The sequence below is a fragment of the Streptomyces sp. NPDC086080 genome (genome assembly GCF_044540255.1).
Taxonomy (GTDB): domain Bacteria; phylum Actinomycetota; class Actinomycetes; order Streptomycetales; family Streptomycetaceae; genus Streptomyces.
In genome coordinates, this window is sequence record NZ_JBITRU010000027.1 from 47,148 (window position 1) to 68,477 (window position 21,330).

Below are 21,330 nucleotides of genomic sequence, written 5' to 3' on the forward strand. Positions count from 1 at the left end.
TCTCTTCGTCCGTCTCTTCGTCGTTGAGTTGTGCGCGGGCCGGTCAGTGAGCCGGCTTGCTGATGTCCCAGGCGACGGTGCGCGCGAGGCTGCGCGGCAGATGACGCAGGCCCCACGCGGCGATCTTGTAGCGGAGGCTGGGGATGCTGACGACCCTGCCCTTCTCGAGGTCTTCCAGGGCGGTATGGACCACGGCGTCGGCGCTCAGCCACAACCAGGGCGGCGGGAAGCTGGTGGGGATTCCCGCGCGCTGGTGGAACTCCGTCCGGGTGTAGCCGGGCAGCAGGGCCGTCATGCGCACTCCGGCCGAGGTGACCTGGTGCGAGGAGGCGAGGGACTCGGTGAAGGCGATGATCCACGCCTTGCTGGCCGGGTAGGTGGAGCTGAGCCAGGCCGGGCCGAGTCCGGCGACGCTGGCCACGTTGAGGATGGCTCCGGCGCGGCGCTCGGTCATCACGGTCAGGGCGGCGTCCGTCAGCCGCAGGACGGCGCGGACGTTGAGGTCGAGCAGGCGCTCCTCGGCGGCGATGCCGGTGGCGAGGAAGGGCCGTTCGTAGCCGATGCCGGCGTTGTTGACGAGCAGATCGACGGCGGGCGCGGCCCTGAGGCGCTCGGTGACCGCGCCGCAGCCCTCGTCGGTGGTCAGGTCGGCCGGGATGGTCTCGACGTCGACTCCCTGCTCGCGCAGGTGTTCGGCACGTTCCTTGAGATCGGTCTCGGAACGTGCCACGAGAACGAGGTCGTAGCCGCGCGCCGCGAGATGACGGGCAAAGGCGCTGCCCAGTCCGGCGGTGGCTCCGGTGACGAGGGCGGTGGGCATGGCGGTGACTCCCAGTCGTGGCGGTTGGGACGTTTGTGGTTGACGGGACGCTTGTGGCGTGCGCTCCGGAGTGGTGGGGCGGATTGGTTGCGGTCCACAACTCGGGTTACGGGCAGACGAGTCACGCCACGCAACCCGGCTACCGGACGGACAAGTCACGGCACGCAACCCGACTTACAGTCGCCGGAGTTGTTGCACGCGGAGCAGTTGTGGTGGCGGTTCGGCTGTGCGGGCGCTGCGGTTGTGGGGCTGTTCAGCCGTCCAGGCGAGTTCGGACCGCGGAGGGCGGACAGCCGTGGCGGACACGCCCAGCCCTGGCCGGCCGGGACGGCCCGCGACAGGAACACCTGGCCCCAGCGGGCGCAACGGCCCCCGGCAAGCAGACCCAGCCGCAGCAGGTGACACCCAGCTCCGGTGAGCAGACCCAGCCCTGCCGGACAAGCCCAGCCCGGCCGACAACCTCACCCCTGCCCGACAACCTCACCCCGCCGAACACCCTCAGGCCGCCACGGACAACCCCAACGCCCGCTCCCGCACCGCCGCGAAGCCGGCCACCGCGCGGTCGAGGTGCTCCCGCGTCTGCACGGCCGTGTAGCTGGTGCGCAGCCGGGGTGAGGCGGCCGGGGGCAGCACGGCGTTGACGTACACCCCCTCTTCGATCAGCAGGTTCCAGGCGTGCAGCGTGGCCAGGTCGTCGCCGGTGTCCACGGGCACGATGGGGGTGGCGCTCGCCCCGACCCGGTAGCCCAGCGCGGTCAGCTCGCGGCGCATGTACGCGGCGTTGTCGGCGACCGCCGTGCACCGCCAGGGCTCGTCGCGCAGGATGCGGAGGGACTCCAGCGCGGCGGCGGTGTTGGCGGGACTGGCGCTCGCGGAGAACATCAGCGCGCGTGCGTTGTGGCGGAGGTAGTCGATGACCTCCTCGTCGCCCAGGATCGCACCGCCGATGGAGCCGAAGGCCTTGGAGAAGGTGAGCGTGATCAGCGGGACCTCGTCGGTGAGACCGAAGTGGGAGCACGTGCCGCGACCCTTGTCGAGCACACCGGCGCCATGGGCGTCGTCGACGAGCAGGGTGGCTCCGAACTCCTCGCAGATGTCGACGAGTTCGGGCAGCGGGCACAGATCGCCCTCCATGCTGTAGACACCGTCGACCACGACGAGCACCCCGCCGCGGTGACCGGTGCGCCGCAGCTTGTCGGCGAGGTCGGCGGTGTCGTTGTGCGCGAACCACTGGATCTTGGCGCGGCTGAGCCGGGCGGCATCGATCAGGGAGGCGTGGGCCTCCTTGTCGATGAGGATCAGGTCGCCCGGTCCGCACAGCCCGGCAACGGCCCCGAGGCTGGCCTGGTAACCGGTGGTCAGCACCAGCGCGGCGGGCTTGCCGAAGAAGTCGGCGAGCTCCCGCTCCAGGCGGTCGTGCAGGTCGAGGTTGCCGTTGAGGAAGCGCGAGCCGGTGCACCCGGCACCGTACCGGGCCGAGGCCTCGGCGGCGGCCGCGACGACCCGCGGGTCGGTGCTGAGCCCCAGGTAGTCGTTGGAGCCACACATGACGACCTCACGCCCGCCGACCATGCGGGCGACGCCCGCGTCCCGCGCGTCGAAGTTGAGGAAGTAGGGGTAGAGGCCGGCGTTCCTGGCGTCACGCGCCCGTGTGTAGGAGGCGCATTTCTGTATGAGGAGACTCACTCTCATCCACCTTTTCGAAGGCCGTAGGAAGGCATGGATAAACTCGGTCGCGGAATGTGCAATTCCATCTCTCGGACAACCATGTGGAGAATTCCGAACACGGTCGTGAGTTCCCGCGGCGGCGCCGTTGCCGACCCTTCGGGCGTATGAGAGAGAGGTCCTGGATCGCGTTCCGCGCACTCGGCACGGAATTCGCTCATCGGCCGGCTCGGTCCCAGCTGTTCCAGAGCAACTGAAGGACGGACGCGATGTCACAGAGTGCATTGCCGACCGCGTTCGCGATCTTGTTCATGTATCCCCCTGGTTCGACCACGAGGGAACGCGTCACAGGTCGACACGCGCCGACCAGGACGCACCCCCCCCGTGGGTACGTCTCTGACGTGCAAGAACGGCCAGGTGGCGACCACCTGGACCGAAACCTAGAACGATCCGACTCGTTCTAAGCTATGGTCGCGACCCGATCGCGTCAAGTGACTTCCTGGTTAATGGCTGGGCTTTCGATTACCCGCGAGAAGGGGAGCCGGGAGCTCCGCTTGAACCGTTGCATTACCGGCCGGTATGCCACTACAGTCCGCCGGGTCCGGCCCGGCCTCCCCTTTCCTTGAATGAAATTCAGAACCACCCGGGAGAACTCTGTGGAACGCCTGTGGAAAGTCCAGGAGAGCATCGTCGTCAACGCACCCCGCACGAAGGTCTACGCAGCCCTGTCCCCTCTTCGGAACATGGGAAAGTGGAGCCCGGAATGCTTCTACGTATGGTATCGCGGCACGACGGCGCGCGAGGGGACCGGATTCGTGGGGTTCAACCGCAAGGGCCCTCTGGTGTGGTTCACGACCTGCCGGGTCACCGTGGCCGACGCGCCCCACGAGTTCGCGTTCCGGGTCAGCACCTTCGGCCTGCCCGTGGCCCTGTGGGGCTACCGGCTGGAGCCGGACGGCGAGGGGACCCGCGTCACCGAGTACTGGCAGGACCTGCGCAGCGGTCCCGGCGCTCGCGTCACGGAACTGCTCGGCCTGGTGTTCACCGGCACCCGCCCCGAGGCTCGCGCGGCCGCCAACCGGGCCGGCATGCGCACCACGCTGCGCCGGCTGCAGCAGGCCCTCGCGGCCTGACCGACCGACAGACCGACAGAGAGGCAGCACGGCTCATGAACCTCACGACGGACGGACGGTCCTTCGCACCGCTCAAGGAACGCATACGCACCGCCGGTCTGCTCACCCCCTGCCGGGGCTACTACGCGGCCAAGTTCGCCACGAACACGGCCCTGCTGGCCGGCTCCTGGACCGTTTTCGCCCTGGTCGGCGACTCCTGGTGGCAGCTCGCCTGCGCCGCCCTGCTCGCCTTCGCCTACGGCCAGACCGGACTGCTCGGCCACGACGTGGGCCATGCCCAGGTCACCCACAGCAGGCGGGCCATGGAGATCCTCGGACTGCTGCACGGCAATCTCGCCCTCGGCTTCAGCTACGGCTGGTGGATGAACCACCACACCCGCCACCACAACCACCCCAACCACCTGGACCTCGACCCGGACATCCTGCGCCGGGTGGTCGCCTTCTCCCCGCGCCAGGCCGAGGGCGTCTCCCGCCTGCGGGCCTTCGTCATCCGCCACCAGGCCCGCCTGTTCTTCCCGCTGCTGTGCCTGGAGTCGCTCGGCCTGCGCATCGGCTCGATCATCGCCATCCGGCGCGGGGTGGTGCGCCGCCCGCGGCTGGAACTCGCCCTGCTCGCGGTGCACGCGATCGCCTACGGCACGGTGGTTCTCACCACCCTCTCCCCGCTGCCGGCCGTGCTGTTCGTAGTGGTGCACCAGGGCCTGTTCGGCGTCTACCTGGGCTGTGTCTTCGCCCCCAACCACAAGGGTCTGCCGGTTCATGACGGCGAGGAACCCGACTGGCTCGCCCGCCAGGTGCTGACCTCCCGCAACATCCTGAGCTCCCGCCTGCACGACTTCTTCTATGGCGGCCTCAACTACCAGATCGAGCACCACCTGTTCCCCACCATGCCCCGGCCGCATCTGCGTCGCTGCCGACCGCTGGTCAGGGAGTACTGCGCCGAGATCGGCCTGCCCTACTACGAGGTCGGCGCCGCCCGCTCCTACCGTGAGGTCCTCGCCCACCTCGACGAGGTCACCCGCGCCGTCGCCCGGCCCGCTCCCGCGCCGCGCTGATCCCGTCGGCGAGCAGCGCGACCAGCTGCCCGGTGAAGGCGTCCGACACCGGCCTTCGCCGTACCAGCAGCCGGATCCACAGGGCACCGGCCACCGCGTCGACCAGCAGGGCCGGATCGAGGTCGGCGGGCAGCTCGCCCCGCTCCACGGCCCGGGTGAACAGCGGCTGGTGGCGCCCGAGCCGGTCCTCCAGAAACTGGGTCACCAGCTCGCGCATGGCCGGATGGCGTACGGCGCCGACCAGTGCCGCCTCCACCACCACCCGCGTCTCCGGCTCGGCGAGCAACCCCTCGACCCGGGCGGCCAGTTCGGTCAGGTCACCGGTCAGGCTCCCCGTGTCGGGCAAGTCGAAGGCGAGCGTCCCGGAGTGCAGCAGGGCGTCGCGCAGGAGCTCGGACTTGGACGGCCACCAGCGGTAGATGGTGGTCTTGTTGACGCCGGACCGCTGAGCCACCCCTTCGACGGTGAAGGCGTCGTATCCCTGCCCGGCCAGCAGCTCCAGACTGGCCGCGAAGATCTCCTCCTTGCGGCGAGGGCCGCTCCGCTCCCCGGCCCGCACCTGCGTCGTAACGCTGTCCACCACTGTCGCCTCCACACCGGCCCCAAGAGGCCAACGCAACGTTGTGTTGCATCGATCTTATCCGGACTCTAGGATTGCAACGCACCGTTGCGTTGCATTTGCTGTGACGGCGGTGCGCGTGCGTCCGGCTCAGCGCCCAGGGGGAACCGCATGAATCCGACCATCCGACTCGTCTGCCTGCCCTACGCCGGTGGCGGCGCCGACGTCTACCGGCCCTGGGCGTCCGCCCTGCCTGAGGGCGGCGAGCTGATCGCCCCGGAACTGCCCGGGCACGGCCGCCGACTGCCCGAACGGCCCCTGGACCGCGCAGAGGACGCCGTCGCGGATCTGCTGCCGCGGCTCGGCGATCCGTCGGCCCCGCTGGTGGTGTTCGGGCACAGCATGGGCGGCCTGCTGGCGTACGAGCTGTGCGATGCGCTGGACCGGCTGGGCACTCCCCCGCAGGCGCTCGTCGTCTCCGCGATGGGCCCGCCCGACCTCCTCGACTCGGCGGCCAGTCGCGCCCTCGCCGAGGATCCGGAGGCGCTCGTGGACCATGTGGCAGGCCTGGGTTCCACTCCCTCCCCCGTGCTTGCCGATCCCGGGATGCGGGCGCTGGTGCTGCGCCCGCTTCAGGCGGACTTCCGTCTGCTGGGCCGTGCCCGGCGGACGGAAGTCCGCGAGGTCCCCGTACCGCTGTACGCACTCGCCGGGGGCCAGGACCCGGTCCACCCGCCGCACGAGGTGGCCGGCTGGCAGCGGCACGCGCGGCTGTGGAGAGGCCTCAGGGTGCTGCCCGGCGACCACTTCTTCCCCTGGCAAAGCGACAGCGTGCCCCGCTTCCTGGGCGAACTCGTGCGGTCGGTCGCCGCGGGACGCACGCCGGTCACCACCCCGGCCCACGACATGTACGAGACGAGCTGAACGAGGGGACACCGCCATGCTGCACGCACCGCCCGGGCGTCTGACGCTGGGCGTCCTGCTGCCCGGCCGACTCGACTATCCGTTCCAGGAGTTCCTGGCCATGGAGCTGGAGCGAGGCCGCGTCGACGCGATCCTCGCCCCGGCACCACGCGCGCCCGAAGCGCCGGACCCGGTGACCCTGCTGTCCGGACTGTCGGGGGCCACCGAACACATCGGGCTCGTCGCTACGGGCTCGCCGAGCGGCTGGGACCCGCACCGACTGGTCCGTCGACACGTCTCGCTGGACGTCCTCTCGTCGGGCCGGGCCGGCTGGCACATCACGGGTCCGGCGGGGACGGCCGTGGACGAGACGCTGCGACTGTGGGACGCCGCCCACCGCGACGGCACGCCCGGCATCGCACCGCCCGTACAGCGGCAGCTGGTGCTCTTCCGTACCGACGATCCCACCGCCGGGGACACCTTCACCGCCCGGTACGCCGACGTCGTCCTCACCTCCCCGCCCGACCTGCCCTCGGCCCGCCGCCGCTACGCCGAGATCGCCGACGGCGTCCGCGAGGCGGGCCGGAACCCCGAACACGTACTGATCTGGCCGGCGTTGACTCCGTCGAGGACGGACACCCCCGCGCACCTCGCGGACCACATGCAGCGCTGGTACGAGGAGCGCGCGGCCGACGGCTTCCTGCTCTCCTTCCCCGGGCAGACCGGCCCGCTCGTCGACTTCGTCGACCACGTCGTCCCCGAACTGTGGCGCCGCAGCTTGTTCCCGAACGCCTATGACGGCCGGGACCTGCGCGGCACCCTCGGCCTGCCGGACCCCACACTCGCCCCGGGAGGCGTCCATGCCTGACCGACGCCCCTCTGCCGTACGGCTGTTCGCGGCCCTGTCCGCCACCGTGGCACCGGACCGGCCGGCACGCGCGAGCCTCAGGGCGCTGGCCGACGCCGCAGTCACCGCGGACCGGGCCGGCGTCGACGCGCTGGTCCTCCGCGGGAGCGACCCGGCGGGCCGGCCCACCGTCGAGCCCGTCGGCGTCCTCGCCGACGTCGCCGCCCGTACCGTCGCACTCGGCCTGGTCGCCGAGGTGTCTCCGGCCTCCTGCGTACCGGATCACCTTGCCCGTGAGCTTGCCACGCTCGACCTCGTCTCCGAGGGCCGCGCCGGGCTCCTGCTGGACGATGCCGGTACGCCGGACGCCGAGGCGTACCTGGCGGCCGTACGGCAGAGCTTCGAGGGCACCCCGGAGCAGCAGCCGGTCGTCCTGACCTCGTGGTCGCCGTCGGCCGCCGACTGGCACGTGGCCGTCGAGGACAGCGGGGCGCCCTTGCCGCGTCTGACGCCCGTGACCCTGCCCCCGACACCGTCCGCGCGCCCCGAGGAGAGCGCCGAGGACAGCGCCGGCCTCCTGGAGAAGCTGGTCCGCACCGAGCGGCCGCACGGCCTGCTGCTGGACTTCCCCGCGGGGCCCGCCTCGCTGGAGATCTTCGCCCGCGTGACGCTGCCCCTGCTGCGTGAGCGCGGAGTGCTGCCGCCGCGGGCCGAACGCGTCCGCCGTACGCTGCGCGGCCGGCTGGGACTCACTCGGCGGACCGACCGTGCGACGGCGGTGCGATGACGCAGTGATGACGACAAGCCCGAACACGAAAGAGGATGCCGCCGTGCGAGCCAGCAACGTCTGGAAGCAGCCACGCGCCTGGCTGGTCGTGGTGGTGGGCTGTGTGCTGGCCGCCCTGAGCACCTTCAGCTATCTGGCCCCGGCCACCGACCCCGAGGGTCATCTGCACCGGCTGCCCCTGATCCTCGTCTCCGAGGACGAGGGCGTCACGGCGGCGGACGGCACGAAGGTCGACCTCGGGGCGCAGCTGGTGCGGGGCATCACCCGCGCCGCCGCGCGGGACGACCGGGTGGAGTGGACCGTCGTGGCCGACCGGGCGGACGCCGAGCGGGCGTTGGCCGACCAGGACGCCTACGCCGTACTGGAGGTCCCCCGCGACTTCACCGAGAAGTCGCTCTCCCTGCTGACCGCGGGCAGCTCCGCCGAACGTCCCGCGCTGGCCGTACTGACCCACCGGGGAGTGGGCGGCATGGCGGCCTCGATGGCGGACAAGGCCGTACGCCAGACCGCGGCGAAGGCCTCCGCCCAGCTGGGCTCCCAGCTCATCGCCCGCGCCAAGGCGGCGCAGAAGGCCACCGCCGACCCCACGGCCACCGCAGGCCGCGCCGCCGACCCCACCCGCGCCGGCGCTCAGCCCCAGAGCGCGGCCGCCACCCCCGGCTTCCTCGCCCTCCTCCACGACCCCGTCCAGGTCACGGCGCAGCAGCAGCCCGCAGACACCGGCTCGGCGTCCTCCGGTGGCACCGTCCCGCTCTACCTCGCCGTCGCACTGCTCATCTCCGGGCTCCTGCCGGCCAGCCTGCTGACGATGCTCGTCGATGCCCGGCTCGGCTACCTCCCCCTGGAGATCGGCCCTCGCCGGCTGCTGAAGCCGGTCGTCGGGATCGCCCGCTCCTCGACGTTCCTCGCCAAGGCGGTCATCGGCACCGTCATGGGATTCGCCGCCGGAGCGGTGGTCGCCGAGGTGGGCCTCGTCAGCATCGACCTCGGCGCCCAGGCCCCCGGCCGGCTGGTGGCCTTCTGCGGCCTTGCCTGCGCCGCCGTCACGCTGCTGACCTCGCCCTGTTCGCGGTACTCGGCGCCCCCGGCCAGATCCTCGCCCTCCTCGTGGTCACCCTGATCGGCATTCCTCTGTCGGGCGGCGCCATCCCGCCCGAGGCCCTGCCGGCCGGCCTGAACGCGCTCGGACAGCTCCTGCCGGCCCACCATGTCGTCGAAGGCATCCGGTCCCTGCTGTTCTACGGCGGTGACGCCTCACAGGTGACCACCGCGTGGCTGGCCCTGGGAGCGTACGCGCTCGGCTCCGTCCTGCTGGGGCTGCTGGGCTCGCACTTCTACGACCGGCGCGGCTACCGGCGCGCCCACGAGCACGAACTGACGCCCCGTCCCGCAGCACATCCCACACCGGAGCCGCTCCCCCCGTCCGTCGTCGTGAGGTGAGACCAGCCATGGCCACGTTTCTGACCGTCTCCGGCAGTACCTCGCCGGACTCCTGCACCGAACAGGTCCTGTTCACCCAGGTCGTGCCCCGTCTGGCGGGCGACGGCCACGAGACCCGTCACCTCGCCGTGCGGGACCTGCCCGCCGACGCCCTGCTGCGCGGCGACGCCGGTCATCCCCGGCTGACCGCGGCGGCGGAACTGCTCGCCGAGGCCGACGGCGTCGTCATCGCCACCCCCGTGTACAAGGCCTCGTACTCCGGCCTGCTCAAGGCCTTCCTCGATGTGCTGCCCCGGCGCGGTCTTGTGGGCAAGGCCGTTCTGCCGCTGGCGACCGGGCACATGGCCAGCCACGGCACGCTGCTCCACGAAGCGCTGCGCACGGTGCTCCGTTCCATGGGGGCGACCGCCATCGTCCCCGGCTGCTTCCTGACCGAGCGGGCCGCACGATCACTGGGGGCTCCCCAGTACGTCGGCGCCCGTGAGCAACTCGACCGGGGGACAGCGCTGCTCCGGCGCGCCACGGCACGGCTTTGCGCGCAGCAGGCTGTGCGGAGTGTGGCATGAGCCTGCCGGGACTGCGCGTTTTCGACAGTCGTGAGACGGCCGCCGCCGTGGTGATGGTGCACGGCATCCGCGTGTCCTCGTCCATGTGGCTCCCGCATGCCCGGCGGCTCGCGCCCGACTTCCGGGTGAGCGCCCCGGACCTGCCCGGCCACGGCACCCTGCACGGCAGGGCGTTCACGCTCGCCGCGGCCGTCGAGGCACTCGACGCCGCGGTCACCGAGGCACACACGGCGACGGGCCGACGGCCCCTGGTCGTCGGCATGTCCCTGGGCGGCTTCGTGGCCATGGCCCATGCGGCGGCCCACCCCGACCACGTGCGCGGACTGCTGGTGTGCGGCTCGACCACGCGGGCGCGCGGCTTGAAGGCGCTCGCCTACACTGCCGCCGCACGCATCGACGAGCGCCGCAGCGAGGTGCGCAGTGCCGCAGTGAACGCCCGCCTCTTCCGCCGCCACGCCACCCCCGAGTGCGCCGAAGCCGTCATCGCCGGCGGCTTCGCCCAGCACGCCTTCGGTGAGACTGTCCAGGAGCTGCGCCGCGTGGACTTCCTGAGCCTGGCCGCCCGACTGCGGACTCCAACCCGGTTCGTCAACGGGCGCTGTGACCTTCTCTTCCGCCTGGAGGAACAGGCGTTCCTCAGGGCCGTTCGCGGCGCCGGCACGCCCGCCCACCTCGCACACGCCCCCGGCGGCCATCTCTTCCCGCTGCAGGACCCGGATGCCTTCGCCGACCTGGTCCGCAACGCCCATGTGCGGCTGCGTGCCATCTGACAGATCTCCCTTCAGCTATCCCAGCCGACTCAGTCGCCGTCTGCGACCGCAGCCGTCGAGCTGGCTCAGGGGGCTGGGTGTCACTTCAGGCCCTCTGCTCGGATTCGCGACGCCCCGGCGGGAGCCTGGGGCATGAGTCCACGCAGGCTCGCGCTCGTACCCGATCCCTGTCCCGGTGCGTCTCTGCTGAGCTGGGGGGACGCGCTCGCGCGGCTCAACCAGGTCTCCCGGACCGAGGCGCTGCGCATGGCCGGTCTGATCAGCTCAAGCACGGTGTCGGCCGTGTTCGGCTACCGCGTCAGCGACGCCGTCGTGCGTGCGGTGAGCCAGAGCACCGGGGTGACAGGGCAGCGGCTGCGAAGCATGACGCTCGCCCACTACGCGGGCAGTGCGCTGGAGCCGCTGCCGCCGGACGACGCGAAGGAGTGCGGGGCCTGGGCCGCGTGGCGGTACCGGCTGCGGACGGTGCTGCCCAAGCAGTCCAACGCCTGCCCGTCGTGCCTGCGGGAGAACGGTGGCCGCTGGCTCCTGAAATGGCGGCTCGTCTGGTCGTTCGCATGCGTACGGCACCAGAGGTACCTGATCTCGCAGTGCTCTGGCTGCGGTTCCGCCCTGCACCGGGTGTGGCCGGGGAATCCGCAGTCCTGGATCTGTCCCGGGGCTTCCCGGGGGCTGGGGCTGAGCCCGGCGCGCCCCCTCGTGGAGAGCGTGGCCGGGGAAGAGGGACGGGGAGGGACGGGCTGTGGCTGAGGAGGAGCCGGTCCGGCGGCTCGGGGTGGTTCCGGCCCCGTTTCCTGGGGAGGCGTTCGTCAGCTGGGTCGATACGGTCGCGGCGAGTTTGCGGGTGTCGCGGGCGAGGGCCCTGCGGACCCTGGGACTGCCGGGCAGCGCGAGTTTCAGTACCCACCAGTTCCATTTGAGCCAGGAGCAGTTGGAGGGACTGCGGCGGCGTACGGGGCTGAGGCCGGCGCAGGTGGAGCGGATGCTGCTCGGCTACTACGCGCCGACGGCGCTGCCGCAGCTCGTTGAGGACAACGGGCGCGTCGGTCAGGGTGCCCGCGTGACCCAGCCGTGGCTGCGCCGCGATCACTCGGCCGCGTGCCCGCTGTGCGTCGAGGCGTCGGGCGGCCGGTGGCTGCTCAGCTGGCGGCTGAGGTGGACCTTCTTGTGCGCGGACCACCTGGTGTGTCTGGTGGACCGCTGTCCGCGCTGCGGCCTCAGGCTGTACTGGCGGCGGGAGGCTACCGGCGCCGGACAGGGACGCACTGCGTGCGTCCGGCGGCACGGAACGGCCGCGGCGCACGGCGCCTTGGGGCGAGGGTGTGCGGGTTCCCGGTGGCGGAGATGCCGGCGCTCCCGGTGGGCGACGAGGAGGCCGTTCACGTCCAGCGCCGCGTCCATGCGCTGCTGACCCCCGCCGATGTCTTGCACAACGAGACGTCGCGCGAGCTGCTGCAGCAGCTCGTCCTGATCATCCGCGACGTCACGCACCGCAAGACGTTGGCTGGTCTGCTGGACCGGATGGAGAGCATTGTCATCGATGCCGTGCACGAGACGCTGGGGCAGTCGTGGCAGCCGCAGCTGCCGTGGACGCTGGCGAACGGGACGCCTGCCGCGGTGTCCGCCCTCGTGCGCATCGCCGCCCGGTCCGTACGGTGGGACACGCCCGGGGCGGGGCCACTTGGCTGATGGACCCGCCCACCACCGCGAGGTTCGCGTGGTCCGTTCCGCCAGGCCACGGCTTTCGTCATCGAGCGCCGCTCAGGTGAAACGCCGGGGGATGAGGTCTGCGGCTCCTGGCGTGATGGCGTGATCCGCGTGTGCGGGGCATATGACCTGCGTCTTCACCACGTGGCTCTGGCCGGGCGGAACCCAGGCCGCGCAGCCGATCGCGCGGCACGTACCGCCGAAGCGGTTGGTCGGCGGTACACCGGTGCCCGGGGAAAAGAGGCCGTCGGCGGACCACGAGGCCGCGTCGGCCTGTGTGCGGGCGTACCTGGATTCGGCGAGGCCGCCCGCCGTCGCGATCTTGATGAGAGCGGCCGTCAGCAGTGGATCGTTCTGGTACCACAGGGCCCCGCCATGGCCGTGCCAGCGCCGGTGGAGGACGGCGTCGGTGTCCGGAAGCGGCGGGCCATCGCAGCACCCCGCCGCACGACGGACAACGATCCAGTAGCAGCACCGGGTGCTCGGGGCACACCGCCGCGCACGACAGCTTCCACCACAGCCGCCACACCCCACCCGAAACCAGCAAACAGCTCGGGCACGCTCGGCTGCCGTACACCTCCGCCCACTCACGGCCCGCCGCGGGCCGATGCGACTTGCCTGCCGAGAGCACCGCCGACACGTTCAGCGGCCCGCCTTCGAAAACGGACAGATGCATGCCGTCCACCAGGCTGCCGGGAATGCCCGTCGTCGCGTACAAGGCCCGCCGTAGCGATTCATCCGATCGCACCCCGAACACCGGCGGTCGCACATCGGCAGACGCTCCGCGTAGCCGAAGACCCAGCAGATCCGCCACCTCCGCAGCCGGGCAGCGGTTCAGCCGCGCCATCCGGTCCACCCACGACCCGAAGGCTTCTCCCGAATGAGGGACCGTGACCAGCGCCAATCGTCGCGGCAGCGCTGACCTCACCCCCAAGAAGCGATGCAGACCGCTCTCATATAGGAGTCCACGCTATCAAGTGCACTATCGCGTTGGAGTTCACACTCTCATTTCCACCCTCCGCCCTCACTCACGACGTGTGTTCGGCGCGATGTCCCGTGCGGTTGTATAACGGCATGCAGAAGTGGTGATGGGTGAATAGGCCGAGCGGGCCCGAGGTCCTAGGGGGACGTCACGTCATGAGCGGCACCGAGAGCCCTGCCGCGCGCCTCCAGGCGCTCTTCGAGGGGCACCGGCTGACGCCGACCCAGCGGCGCATCGCGCACAGCATGGTGCGCAGGGCCGCCGACGTGCCGTTCCTGTCCAGCGTGGAGCTGGCCGAGCTGGCCGGGGTCAGCCAGCCGTCCGTCACCAGATTCGCGGTCGCCCTCGGATTCGACGGCTACCCCGCCCTGCGCCGGCACCTGCGCGAGATCGCGCCCGTCGAACCCGCGCCGGAGACCGGCTCGTACAACGCGTACCAGCAGGCCGTCGAGGCCGAGATCGAGAACCTGCGGCACCTGGCGGGGGTACTGGCCGACCCCGGGCCCGTGCGGCGGGCGGGGCGGGTCCTCGCGGGCAGCCGTCCCCTGCCCGTGCTGGGGCTGCGGGCCGCCGCCGCCCAGGCGCACGGCTTCGCCTACTTCGCCGCCAAGGTCCATCCGGACGTACGGCTGCTCCACGAGGGCGGCACGATGCTCCACGACCGGATCGACGCCGCCGCCCGGGCCGGGGCGAGCGCCCTGCTCTGCTTCGCGCTGCCCCGCCATCCCCGCGAGGTCGTCGACGCCCTCGTCCACGCCAAGGAGACGGGGCTGACCGTCGTCACCGTCGCCGACTCCCCATTCGCGCCGGTCGCCAAGGTGTCCGACCTGCTGCTGCCCGCCGCCGTCGGCACCGGGCTGGCCTTCGACACGGCGTGCGCGCCGATGCTGCTGGGCCGGGTACTGCTGGAGGCGATGTGCGACGACCTGCCCGACGCGCAGGCGCGGCTGGAGGAGTTCGACGCGAAGGCGGCGGCGCGCGGGCTGTTCGTGGACTGAGGGGGCGCCGTCCGCCGCGCTTTCTCAGACTTGTCTCACCCTGGGTCGCTAACCTCTCCTGTCCATTGGCATGAGAGACGGGAGGCCGGACGTGACACGTGGAGGACAAGGGCTGGCCCGGGTGGCCGTCGTCGTACGGGCCGGGGCCGCGCCACTGTGGTGGCTGGGAGTCGTCGCCGCGGGCGTCGGGGTGCTGGTGCCGGGACTGACCGGGCGCCGGATCGGTGTTCTCGCGGGCGCGGCGCTGTTCCTCGTGGCGGCGGCCGTCGTGGTGTACGGCGGACGGGAGCGGTACCGCGTGCTGGCCCGCCAGGCGGCGCGGGCGGGCAAGCACGATGTGCTCCAGGACCGCGCGGTGACCGTGCGCAACTGGCGCCGGGGGCACCGCTGGTGGCTGCTGCTCGCCTTCCTCGCCGCACTGGGATCGGCGCTCGCCGCCCCCGCGGCCGCCGGTCTGCTGCTCGCCGGCTGCGGAGCGGGCCTGTGGCTGAAGGCGGCGTGGATCGGGCGGCTGGAGCAGGACGGCGAGGTGCTGTTGTGGGTGCGTGTCGACTGGCTGCGCGCGGGAGTGGGGCGGCCGGCCGGGAAGCGGGTCAAGGCGTACCGTGCGACGGGGATCGCGGCGGGGGATGCGGCGCCGGGGGGCGCGCGGCGGCGGGCTGTCGCCTCGGCGTGATCCCTGCGGGGCGGGGTGGGGGACTGCGCAGTTCCCCGCGCCCCTTCAGGTGGTTACGGGCTGTGGTGTGGTGCGGGTGGGTGGGGGTTGGTCGCGCAGTTCCCCGCGCCCCTGGGGGGTGGGGGCGGGGTTGGTTGCGTAGTGCCCCCGCGGGCCTGGGGTGTTGTCAGGGGGTGGGGAGGGAGGTCAGGGTGGTGGTGTGGAGGGCGCCTGATTCGGTGACGATCTCCTCGATGGTCTGGGCGCGGCGCACCGTGGCGAAGGTGATGGTGCCCGCGCCGTCCGGGGCGAAGCCGTAGACGGCCGGGCGGGGAAGCGAGTTGTACGCGTAGTGGTGGGCGAAGTAGTACGCGCCCGTGTCCAGCGCCGCCGCGTAGTCACCCTGTTCCAGCAGCGGCAGTTCCTGCCCCTGTGCGAGCAGGTCGCCCGCGAAGCAGGCCGGCCCCGCCACGTCCTGCACGACCGCCGGCCCCTCCTTGCGCCGCCCCTTCGCGTCGTACGCGGCGATCCTCAGCGGCCACGACTCCGGCGCGTACACCGTCCGCGCCGCCACCTGCACTCCCGCGTGCGTCACCGCGACCGGGCGTCCGCCCGCGCTCTTGGCGTACTCCACACGCGCGACCACCGTGCCGTGCTTGGCCAGGAGTGACCGGCCGAACTCGGTGACCAGCCCGTACCGCCCGTCGAACAGTCCCGGCACCGTCTCGCTCAGCACCCGCGCGTACTCCCCGTACGTCGGGCTGTTCGCCTCGGACGCGAAGTTCACCGGCAGGCCGCCGCCGATGTCGATGGTGTCGATCTGCTGCCGTCCCACACGCCGGTTGATCTCCTCCGCCAGGGCGTACGTCTCCGAGACGCCCCGCGCCATCATCGACAGCGCGATGCCCTGAGAGCCGGAGTGCGCGTGCAGCCGGGTCAGCCACGGCCGGTCGAGACAGGCCCGCACCACCCACTCCCGCGCTCCCTCGTCGCGCAGCGCCACCCCGAACTTGGAGGTCGCCGTCGCCGTGGACAGCGCCTCGATGGAACCGCCGCCGACCTGCGGGTTCACCCGGATGCCGACGGGAGAGCGGGAGCCGGACCCGGCCATCAGGGCGTCGAGACGCCCCAGCTCCTGAGGGTTGTCCGCGTTCACCGCGATGCCCAGCGCCAGCGCCTCCCGCAGTTCGGCGGGCGTCTTGGCGGGGGAGTCGAGGACCGTCCGCTCCGGCTCCACCCCCGCCGCCCGCGCCAGCGCCAGCTCGCCGGGACTCGCCACCTCCGCGCCGATGCCTTCCTCGCGGAGCAGCCGCAGCACCGGCACCAGCGGGCTCGCCTTGACCGCGAACGCGTGCAGCACGGGTGTGCCGGGCGCCGTCACCGCGTCGAACGCCGCCCGCAGCCCGGCGGCCGACTCCCGGATGCCGGTGACGTCGAGCAGTGCCACCAAGGGGACATCGGCGTCGAGCAGCCCGTGCTCCACGGCGGCCCGCACCGCCTCGTCCCGCCGGGCCGCCCGCCCGGTGCCCTGTGGGTCCACCTCGTCCGTCAAGCGGTTCTCGTCAGCCACCGCGTCCCTCGTCCCGTCGGTGTTCTCCATGTTGGCGCGCATCCATCCAGACAAACATCCCTCGTACGGACGTGCTGACACACCCCCCTTCTTGACTAGCTCTATTCAGCGCATGAGGATATGAATATCTGCAGTAATCGTCCGCAGCCCACAGGAGGCACACCATGGCCGGACCCGGAACCGGACCCCGTCCTGTCCGAGCGCCGCGCGGCACCACACCGAGCGCCCTGGGCTGGCCGCAGGAGGCCGCCCTGCGGATGCTGCAGAACAACCTCGACCCGGAGGTGGCCGAGCACCCCGACAAGCTCGTCGTCTACGGCGGCACCGGCAAGGCGGCGCGCGACTGGCGTTCGTTCGACGCCATGGTCCGCACGCTGCGGACCCTCAAGCAGGACGAGACGATGCTGGTCCAGTCCGGGCGCCCCGTCGGTGTCATGCAGACCCACGAGTGGGCCCCGCGCGTCCTCATCGCCAACTCCAACCTCGTCGGCGACTGGGCCACCTGGGAGGAGTTCCGCCGCCTGGAGGCCCTCGGCCTGACCATGTACGGGCAGATGACCGCCGGATCCTGGATCTACATCGGCACCCAGGGAATCCTCCAGGGCACCTACGAGACCTTCGCCGCCGTCGCCGCGAAGAGGTTCGGCGGCACCCTCGCCGGAACCATCACCCTCACCGCCGGGCTCGGCGGCATGGGTGGGGCCCAGCCGCTCGCCGTGACGATGAACGACGGGGTCGCGATCTGCGTCGACTGCGACCCCCGCGCGATCGAGCGCCGCATCGAGCACCGGTACCTGGACGTGCGGGCCGACTCGCTCGACCACGCCCTGGAACTGGCCGTCGAGGCCCGGGACCGGCGGCGGCCGCTGTCCATCGGCGTCCTCGGCAACGCCGCCGAACTGGTCCCGCGGCTGCTCGCCATGGGCGCACCCATCGACATCGTCACCGACCAGACCTCCGCCCACGACCCCCTGGCGTACCTCCCGGCCGGCATCGCCTTCGAGGACATGGCCGACGCCGCCGCGAAGGACCCGGCCGGCTTCACCATCCGGGCCCGCGAGTCCATGGCCCGGCACGTCGAGGCCATGGTCGGCTTCCAGGACGCCGGTGCCGAGGTGTTCGACTACGGCAACTCGATTCGTGGTGAGGCGCAACTCGCCGGGTACGAGCGCGCGTTCGCCTTCCCGGGGTTTGTGCCCGCCTACATCCGGCCGCTGTTCTGCGAGGGCAGGGGCCCGTTCCGCTGGGCCGCGCTGTCCGGTGACCCGGCCGACATCGCCAAGACCGACAAGGCGATCCTCGAGCTCTTCCCGGAGAACGAGTCCCTGGCCCGCTGGATCAAGATGGCCGGGGAGCGGGTCCACTTCCAGGGCCTGCCGGCGCGGATCTGCTGGCTCGGCTACGGCGAGCGCGACAAGGCGGGCGAGCGGTTCAACGACATGGTCGCGAGCGGGGAGCTGGCCGCGCCGGTCGTCATCGGGCGGGACCATCTCGACTGCGGTTCGGTGGCGTCGCCCTACCGGGAGACGGAGGCGATGCTGGACGGGTCCGACGCCATCGCCGACTGGCCGCTGCTGAACGCCATGGTCAATGTGGCTTCCGGGGCGTCGTGGGTGTCCATCCACCACGGTGGGGGCGTGGGCATGGGGAGGTCGATCCACGCCGGGCAGGTGACGGTGGCGGACGGGACCGCGTCGGCGGGGGAGAAGATCCGGCGGGTGCTGACGAACGACCCCGGGATGGGGGTCATCCGGCATGTCGACGCCGGGTACGACATCGCGGAGTCGGTGGCCGACGAGCGGGGCGTGCGGGTGCCGATGCGTGAGGGTGACTCGGCGTGAGGGACGTCGACTCTTCGGCCGGGGTGGGTGCATCGCTGCCGCCCACGGCTCCGGCCGCGTCCCCACACCCCGGCGGCCCGCACGGCACGGCAGACACCCCCACCACCCTCCGGAACCACGGCCCACAGGCCGGCGGTGGTCCGGATACCGGCGGCGAGCCACGGCCCGGTGGCCCGGATTCCGGTGGCTCGCGGTCCGTGGGTGGCCGGGGGCCTGGCGGTGGTCCGTGGCCGGCGGATGGCTCACAGCCTGGTGGTGGCCCGTCGCCGGAGGGTGGCGCACGGCCTGGCGGCCCGGGTTCGGCCGCCGGCCCGCGGCCCGGTGGGGTGCGGGCCGGCGACGACCGGGAGCAGGGTGCGGCGCGGGCAGTCCGGGGGGACGGTTTCCATGAGATGTGGCGTCAGTTGCTGCCCATGGGGCGCGACGCCGGTTCCGGTGGGTACCGGCGGTTCGCCTGGACACGGGTCGACTCCGAGTGCCGGGGCTGGTTCGAGGAGCAGGCCCGCGACCGGCGGCTGACCTACGAGGTCGACCGGAACGGGAACCAGTGGGCCTGGCTCGGGGACCCCGCGCGGGGGGACGCCGTGGTCACCGGCTCGCATCTCGACTCCGTGCCCGACGGCGGGGCCTTCGACGGGCCCCTCGGGGTCGTGTCCGCCTTCGCCGCCCTCGACGAACTGCGCCGCAGAGGCGTGCCGTTCGCCAGGCCGCTCGGCATCGTCAACTTCGGGGACGAGGAGGGCGCGCGGTTCGGCCTCGCCTGTGTCGGCTCGCGGCTCACCGCGGGCGTGCTCACGGTCGAGCAGGCCCACCGGCTCACCGACGCCGACGGCATCACGCTCCCGCAGGCCATGGAGGCAGCCGGGTACGACCCCGACGCCATCGGCGCCGACCCCGAGCGGCTGGACCGCATCGGCGCCTTCGTCGAACTCCACATCGAGCAGGGCCGCGCCCTGGACCTGTCCGGCGACCGCATCGGCGTCGCCTCCGCCATCTGGCCGCACGGCCGCTGGCGGTTCGACTTCCGCGGGGAGGCCAACCACGCCGGCACCACCCGGCTCGCCGACCGCCGTGACCCCATGCTGCCGTACGCCGAGACCGTCCTCGCCGCCCGCCGCGAGGCGGAACGCGCCGGTGCCGTGGCCACCTTCGGCAAGATCGCCGTCGAGCCGAACGGCGTCAACGCCATCCCCTCCCTGGTGCGCGGCTGGCTCGACTCCCGCGCCGCCGACCAGGAGCGCCTGGACACCGTGGTCGGCGGCGTGGAGAAGGCGGCCCGCGCCCACGCCGCCGCCCACGGTGTGGACCTCGGCGTCGAACGCGAGTCCTTCACGCCCGTCGTCGAGTTCGACCACGCCCTGCGTGACGAACTCGCCCGCATCCTGGGCAGCGGGACCCACCTCACCGTGCCCGTCCTCGGCACCGGCGCCGGACACGACGCAGGAATCCTCTCCGGACGCGTCCCGACCGCCATGCTGTTCGTGCGCAACCCCACCGGTGTCTCGCACTCGCCGGCCGAGTACGCGGCCGAGGACGACTGCGTGGCCGGAGTCCTCGCCCTCGCCGACGTACTGGAAGGACTGGTCCGCACGTGACCAAGAGGAGCTACTGGGCGGAATACGCGTGGCTGGACGGCACCGTCGAGCCGGGCGTGGCGCTCGACATCGCCGATGGCCGCATCGCCGTGGTCCACAAGGAGACCCCCGTCCCACCGCCCGGCGCGGAGGTGCTGCGCGGTCTCACGATGCCGGGCCTGGCCAACAGCCACAGCCATGCCTTTCATCGCGCGCTGCGCGGCACCGTCCAGGCGGGAAGCGGCCTACCCGGACGCGCCGACGCCCCCGGGCACGCCGGTACACCTCCGCTTCGGCGGAGAGGGGAACGGGCGGCGGAACAGGCACCGGAATCATTCTGGGCCTGGCGAGACGTGATGTACGCCGTCGCGGACAGGCTCACCCCCGAAAGCTACTTCTCGCTCGCGCGCGCGACCTACGCCGAGATGGCGCTGGCCGGCATCACCACGGTCGGCGAGTTCCACTACGTCCACCACACCCCCGGCGGCACGCCCCACGGTGACCCCAACGCCATGGGCGAGGCGCTGATCGCGGCCGCCGCCGAAGCCGGTATCCGGATCACCCTCCTCGACACCGCCTATCTCTCCTCCGGCTTCGGACAGCCGCCCACCACCCACCAGCTCCGCTTCTCCGACGGCGACGCGGACGCCTGGGCCGAACGCTGTTCACTTCTCAAGGAACGGGATCACGCACGGATCGGTGCGGCGATCCACTCCGTCCGGGCCGTACCGGCGGAGCAGCTGGCGACCGTGGCGCGGTGGGCGGAGGAGCGGCGGGCCCCGCTCCATGTGCATCTGTCCGAGCAGACCGCCGAGAACGACGCCTGCCGCGAGATCCACGGCTGCACCCCGGCCCAGCTCCTGGCCCTGCACGGTGTCCTCGGACCGCGCACCACCGGTGTCCACAACACCCATCTCACCGCCGAGGACATCTCCCTCATCGGCGGCAGCGGCACCGGCACCTGTATGTGCCCGACGACGGAGCGGGACCTCGCCGACGGCATCGGCCCCGCCGCGGCCCTGCAGAACGAGGGCTCCCCGCTCTCCCTCGGCTCCGACAGCCACGCGGTGATCGACCTGTTCGAAGAGGCGCGCGCGATGGAGCTCCACGAGCGCCTGCGCACCCGCACCCGGGGCCACTGGACGGCCGCCGCCCTGCTGCGGGCCGCCTCCGCCGACGGACACGCCGCCCTCGGCTGGGACGGCATCGGCACCATCGGGACCGGGGCGCGCGCCGACCTCGTCACCATCGCCCTCGACTCGGTCAGAACAGCGGGGCCACTGCCGCGACTCGGCGCCGAGACGGCCGTATTCGCCGCGACGGCGGCGGACGTACGGCACACGATCGTGGCGGGCCGGCACGTCGTGCGCGACGGGGCGCACACGCTCGTTCCCGATGTGCCCGGAGCCCTCGCGCGGGCCGTCGAAGCCCTGCGCGCCTGACGACCACCCATGAGGA

At 72.2% G+C, this 21,330-nt stretch carries 22 protein-coding genes; 17 read left to right on the plus strand and 5 right to left on the minus strand.

Going from position 1 to position 21,330, the window contains the following annotated elements; genetic code table 11:
• Window positions 1-43: 43 nt before the first annotated feature.
• Both ACIF9R_RS27390 and ACIF9R_RS27395 read right to left on the minus strand, forming a co-directional pair.
• Window positions 44-820 (minus strand): SDR family NAD(P)-dependent oxidoreductase, encoded by a 777-nt coding sequence (locus ACIF9R_RS27390; protein WP_399985036.1) that lies wholly within the window; start codon window positions 818-820, stop codon window positions 44-46.
• Between the two features lie 498 nt (window positions 821-1,318).
• Complete coding sequence (locus ACIF9R_RS27395) at window positions 1,319-2,506, minus strand: aminotransferase class I/II-fold pyridoxal phosphate-dependent enzyme (protein ID WP_399985037.1); 1,188 nt, start codon at window positions 2,504-2,506, stop codon at window positions 1,319-1,321.
• Window positions 2,507-3,111: 605 nt separating this feature from the next.
• Between ACIF9R_RS27395 and ACIF9R_RS27400 the strand changes: the two genes are divergently transcribed.
• Window positions 3,112-3,618: an SRPBCC family protein gene (locus ACIF9R_RS27400; RefSeq protein ID WP_399985038.1), complete on the plus strand. Its 507-nt coding sequence runs from the start codon at window positions 3,112-3,114 to the stop codon at window positions 3,616-3,618.
• A gap of 35 nt (window positions 3,619-3,653) precedes the next feature.
• Entirely contained in the window at window positions 3,654-4,673 is a 1,020-nt protein-coding gene (locus ACIF9R_RS27405; RefSeq protein WP_399985039.1) for a fatty acid desaturase family protein, read from the plus strand.
• Here ACIF9R_RS27405 and ACIF9R_RS27410 read toward each other — a convergent pair.
• Window positions 4,633-5,256, minus strand: a complete 624-nt coding sequence (locus ACIF9R_RS27410) for a TetR/AcrR family transcriptional regulator (protein ID WP_399985040.1) — start codon at window positions 5,254-5,256, stop codon at window positions 4,633-4,635. The two genes, ACIF9R_RS27405 and ACIF9R_RS27410, sit on opposite strands and share 41 nt — an antisense overlap.
• Before the next feature lie 147 nt (window positions 5,257-5,403).
• Here ACIF9R_RS27410 and ACIF9R_RS27415 point away from each other — a divergent pair, with 147 nt between their 5' ends.
• The 10 genes from ACIF9R_RS27415 (at window position 5,404) to ACIF9R_RS27460 (ending at window position 12,234) form a co-directional block, all read left to right on the plus strand.
• Complete coding sequence (locus tag ACIF9R_RS27415; RefSeq protein WP_399985041.1) at window positions 5,404-6,156, plus strand: thioesterase II family protein; 753 nt, start codon at window positions 5,404-5,406, stop codon at window positions 6,154-6,156.
• 16 nt (window positions 6,157-6,172) lie between these two features.
• Window positions 6,173-7,003 (plus strand): LLM class flavin-dependent oxidoreductase, encoded by an 831-nt coding sequence (locus ACIF9R_RS27420; RefSeq protein WP_399985042.1) that lies wholly within the window; start codon window positions 6,173-6,175, stop codon window positions 7,001-7,003.
• Window positions 6,996-7,769, plus strand: coding sequence for an LLM class flavin-dependent oxidoreductase (locus ACIF9R_RS27425; protein WP_399985043.1), 774 nt, complete (start codon window positions 6,996-6,998; stop codon window positions 7,767-7,769). Before ACIF9R_RS27420 ends, ACIF9R_RS27425 begins: the two co-directional genes overlap by 8 nt.
• A 43-nt stretch (window positions 7,770-7,812) precedes the next feature.
• A complete protein-coding gene (locus ACIF9R_RS27430; protein ID WP_399985044.1) occupies window positions 7,813-8,889 on the plus strand; it encodes a YhgE/Pip domain-containing protein in 1,077 nt (358 codons plus the stop codon).
• Window positions 8,877-9,209, plus strand: coding sequence for a hypothetical protein (locus ACIF9R_RS27435; RefSeq protein WP_399985045.1), 333 nt, complete (start codon window positions 8,877-8,879; stop codon window positions 9,207-9,209). Before ACIF9R_RS27430 ends, ACIF9R_RS27435 begins: the two co-directional genes overlap by 13 nt.
• 8 nt (window positions 9,210-9,217) lie before the next feature.
• The gene (locus tag ACIF9R_RS27440) at window positions 9,218-9,775 is read left to right on the plus strand and encodes an NAD(P)H-dependent oxidoreductase (protein WP_399985046.1); all 558 of its coding nucleotides are present in this window, start codon (window positions 9,218-9,220) and stop codon (window positions 9,773-9,775) included.
• Complete coding sequence (locus tag ACIF9R_RS27445; RefSeq protein ID WP_399985047.1) at window positions 9,772-10,545, plus strand: alpha/beta fold hydrolase; 774 nt, start codon at window positions 9,772-9,774, stop codon at window positions 10,543-10,545. Before ACIF9R_RS27440 ends, ACIF9R_RS27445 begins: the two co-directional genes overlap by 4 nt.
• A 132-nt stretch (window positions 10,546-10,677) precedes the next feature.
• Window positions 10,678-11,295, plus strand: a complete 618-nt coding sequence (locus ACIF9R_RS27450; protein WP_399985048.1) for a TniQ family protein — start codon at window positions 10,678-10,680, stop codon at window positions 11,293-11,295.
• A 25-nt stretch (window positions 11,296-11,320) separates the two neighbouring features.
• The gene (locus ACIF9R_RS27455; RefSeq protein ID WP_399985105.1) at window positions 11,321-11,956 is read left to right on the plus strand and encodes a TniQ family protein; all 636 of its coding nucleotides are present in this window, start codon (window positions 11,321-11,323) and stop codon (window positions 11,954-11,956) included.
• The gene (locus ACIF9R_RS27460; protein ID WP_399985107.1) at window positions 11,881-12,234 is read left to right on the plus strand and encodes a hypothetical protein; all 354 of its coding nucleotides are present in this window, start codon (window positions 11,881-11,883) and stop codon (window positions 12,232-12,234) included. The genes ACIF9R_RS27455 and ACIF9R_RS27460 overlap by 76 nt, the downstream gene beginning before the upstream one ends.
• 58 nt (window positions 12,235-12,292) lie before the next feature.
• Here the strand turns inward: ACIF9R_RS27460 and ACIF9R_RS27465 are convergent, their stop codons facing one another.
• On the minus strand, window positions 12,293-13,180 hold the full coding sequence (locus ACIF9R_RS27465) for a TniQ family protein (protein ID WP_399985049.1): 888 nt from the start codon (window positions 13,178-13,180) through the stop codon (window positions 12,293-12,295).
• Between the two features lie 209 nt (window positions 13,181-13,389).
• On the opposite strand from ACIF9R_RS27465, the gene ACIF9R_RS27470 reads away from it, so the two are divergent.
• Entirely contained in the window at window positions 13,390-14,232 is an 843-nt protein-coding gene (locus tag ACIF9R_RS27470; protein WP_399985050.1) for a MurR/RpiR family transcriptional regulator, read from the plus strand.
• A gap of 91 nt (window positions 14,233-14,323) precedes the next feature.
• Window positions 14,324-14,908: a hypothetical protein gene (locus ACIF9R_RS27475; RefSeq protein ID WP_399985051.1), complete on the plus strand. Its 585-nt coding sequence runs from the start codon at window positions 14,324-14,326 to the stop codon at window positions 14,906-14,908.
• Between the two features lie 166 nt (window positions 14,909-15,074).
• On the opposite strand, the gene ACIF9R_RS27480 is transcribed toward ACIF9R_RS27475, so the two are convergent.
• Window positions 15,075-16,487 carry a diaminopimelate decarboxylase gene (locus ACIF9R_RS27480; RefSeq protein ID WP_399985052.1) on the minus strand — a complete coding sequence of 471 codons (1,413 nt, stop codon included), beginning with the start codon at window positions 16,485-16,487 and terminating at the stop codon, window positions 15,075-15,077.
• Window positions 16,488-16,621: 134 nt separating this feature from the next.
• On the opposite strand from ACIF9R_RS27480, the gene hutU reads away from it, so the two are divergent.
• From hutU to ACIF9R_RS27495, 3 genes are all read left to right on the plus strand, one after another.
• On the plus strand, window positions 16,622-18,298 hold the full coding sequence (hutU, locus tag ACIF9R_RS27485) for a urocanate hydratase (RefSeq protein WP_399985053.1): 1,677 nt from the start codon (window positions 16,622-16,624) through the stop codon (window positions 18,296-18,298).
• A gap of 392 nt (window positions 18,299-18,690) precedes the next feature.
• Window positions 18,691-19,893 carry an allantoate amidohydrolase gene (locus ACIF9R_RS27490; RefSeq protein WP_399985054.1) on the plus strand — a complete coding sequence of 401 codons (1,203 nt, stop codon included), beginning with the start codon at window positions 18,691-18,693 and terminating at the stop codon, window positions 19,891-19,893.
• Window positions 19,890-21,314 (plus strand): formimidoylglutamate deiminase, encoded by a 1,425-nt coding sequence (locus tag ACIF9R_RS27495; protein ID WP_399985055.1) that lies wholly within the window; start codon window positions 19,890-19,892, stop codon window positions 21,312-21,314. The genes ACIF9R_RS27490 and ACIF9R_RS27495 overlap by 4 nt, the downstream gene beginning before the upstream one ends.
• Window positions 21,315-21,330 lie beyond the last annotated feature (16 nt).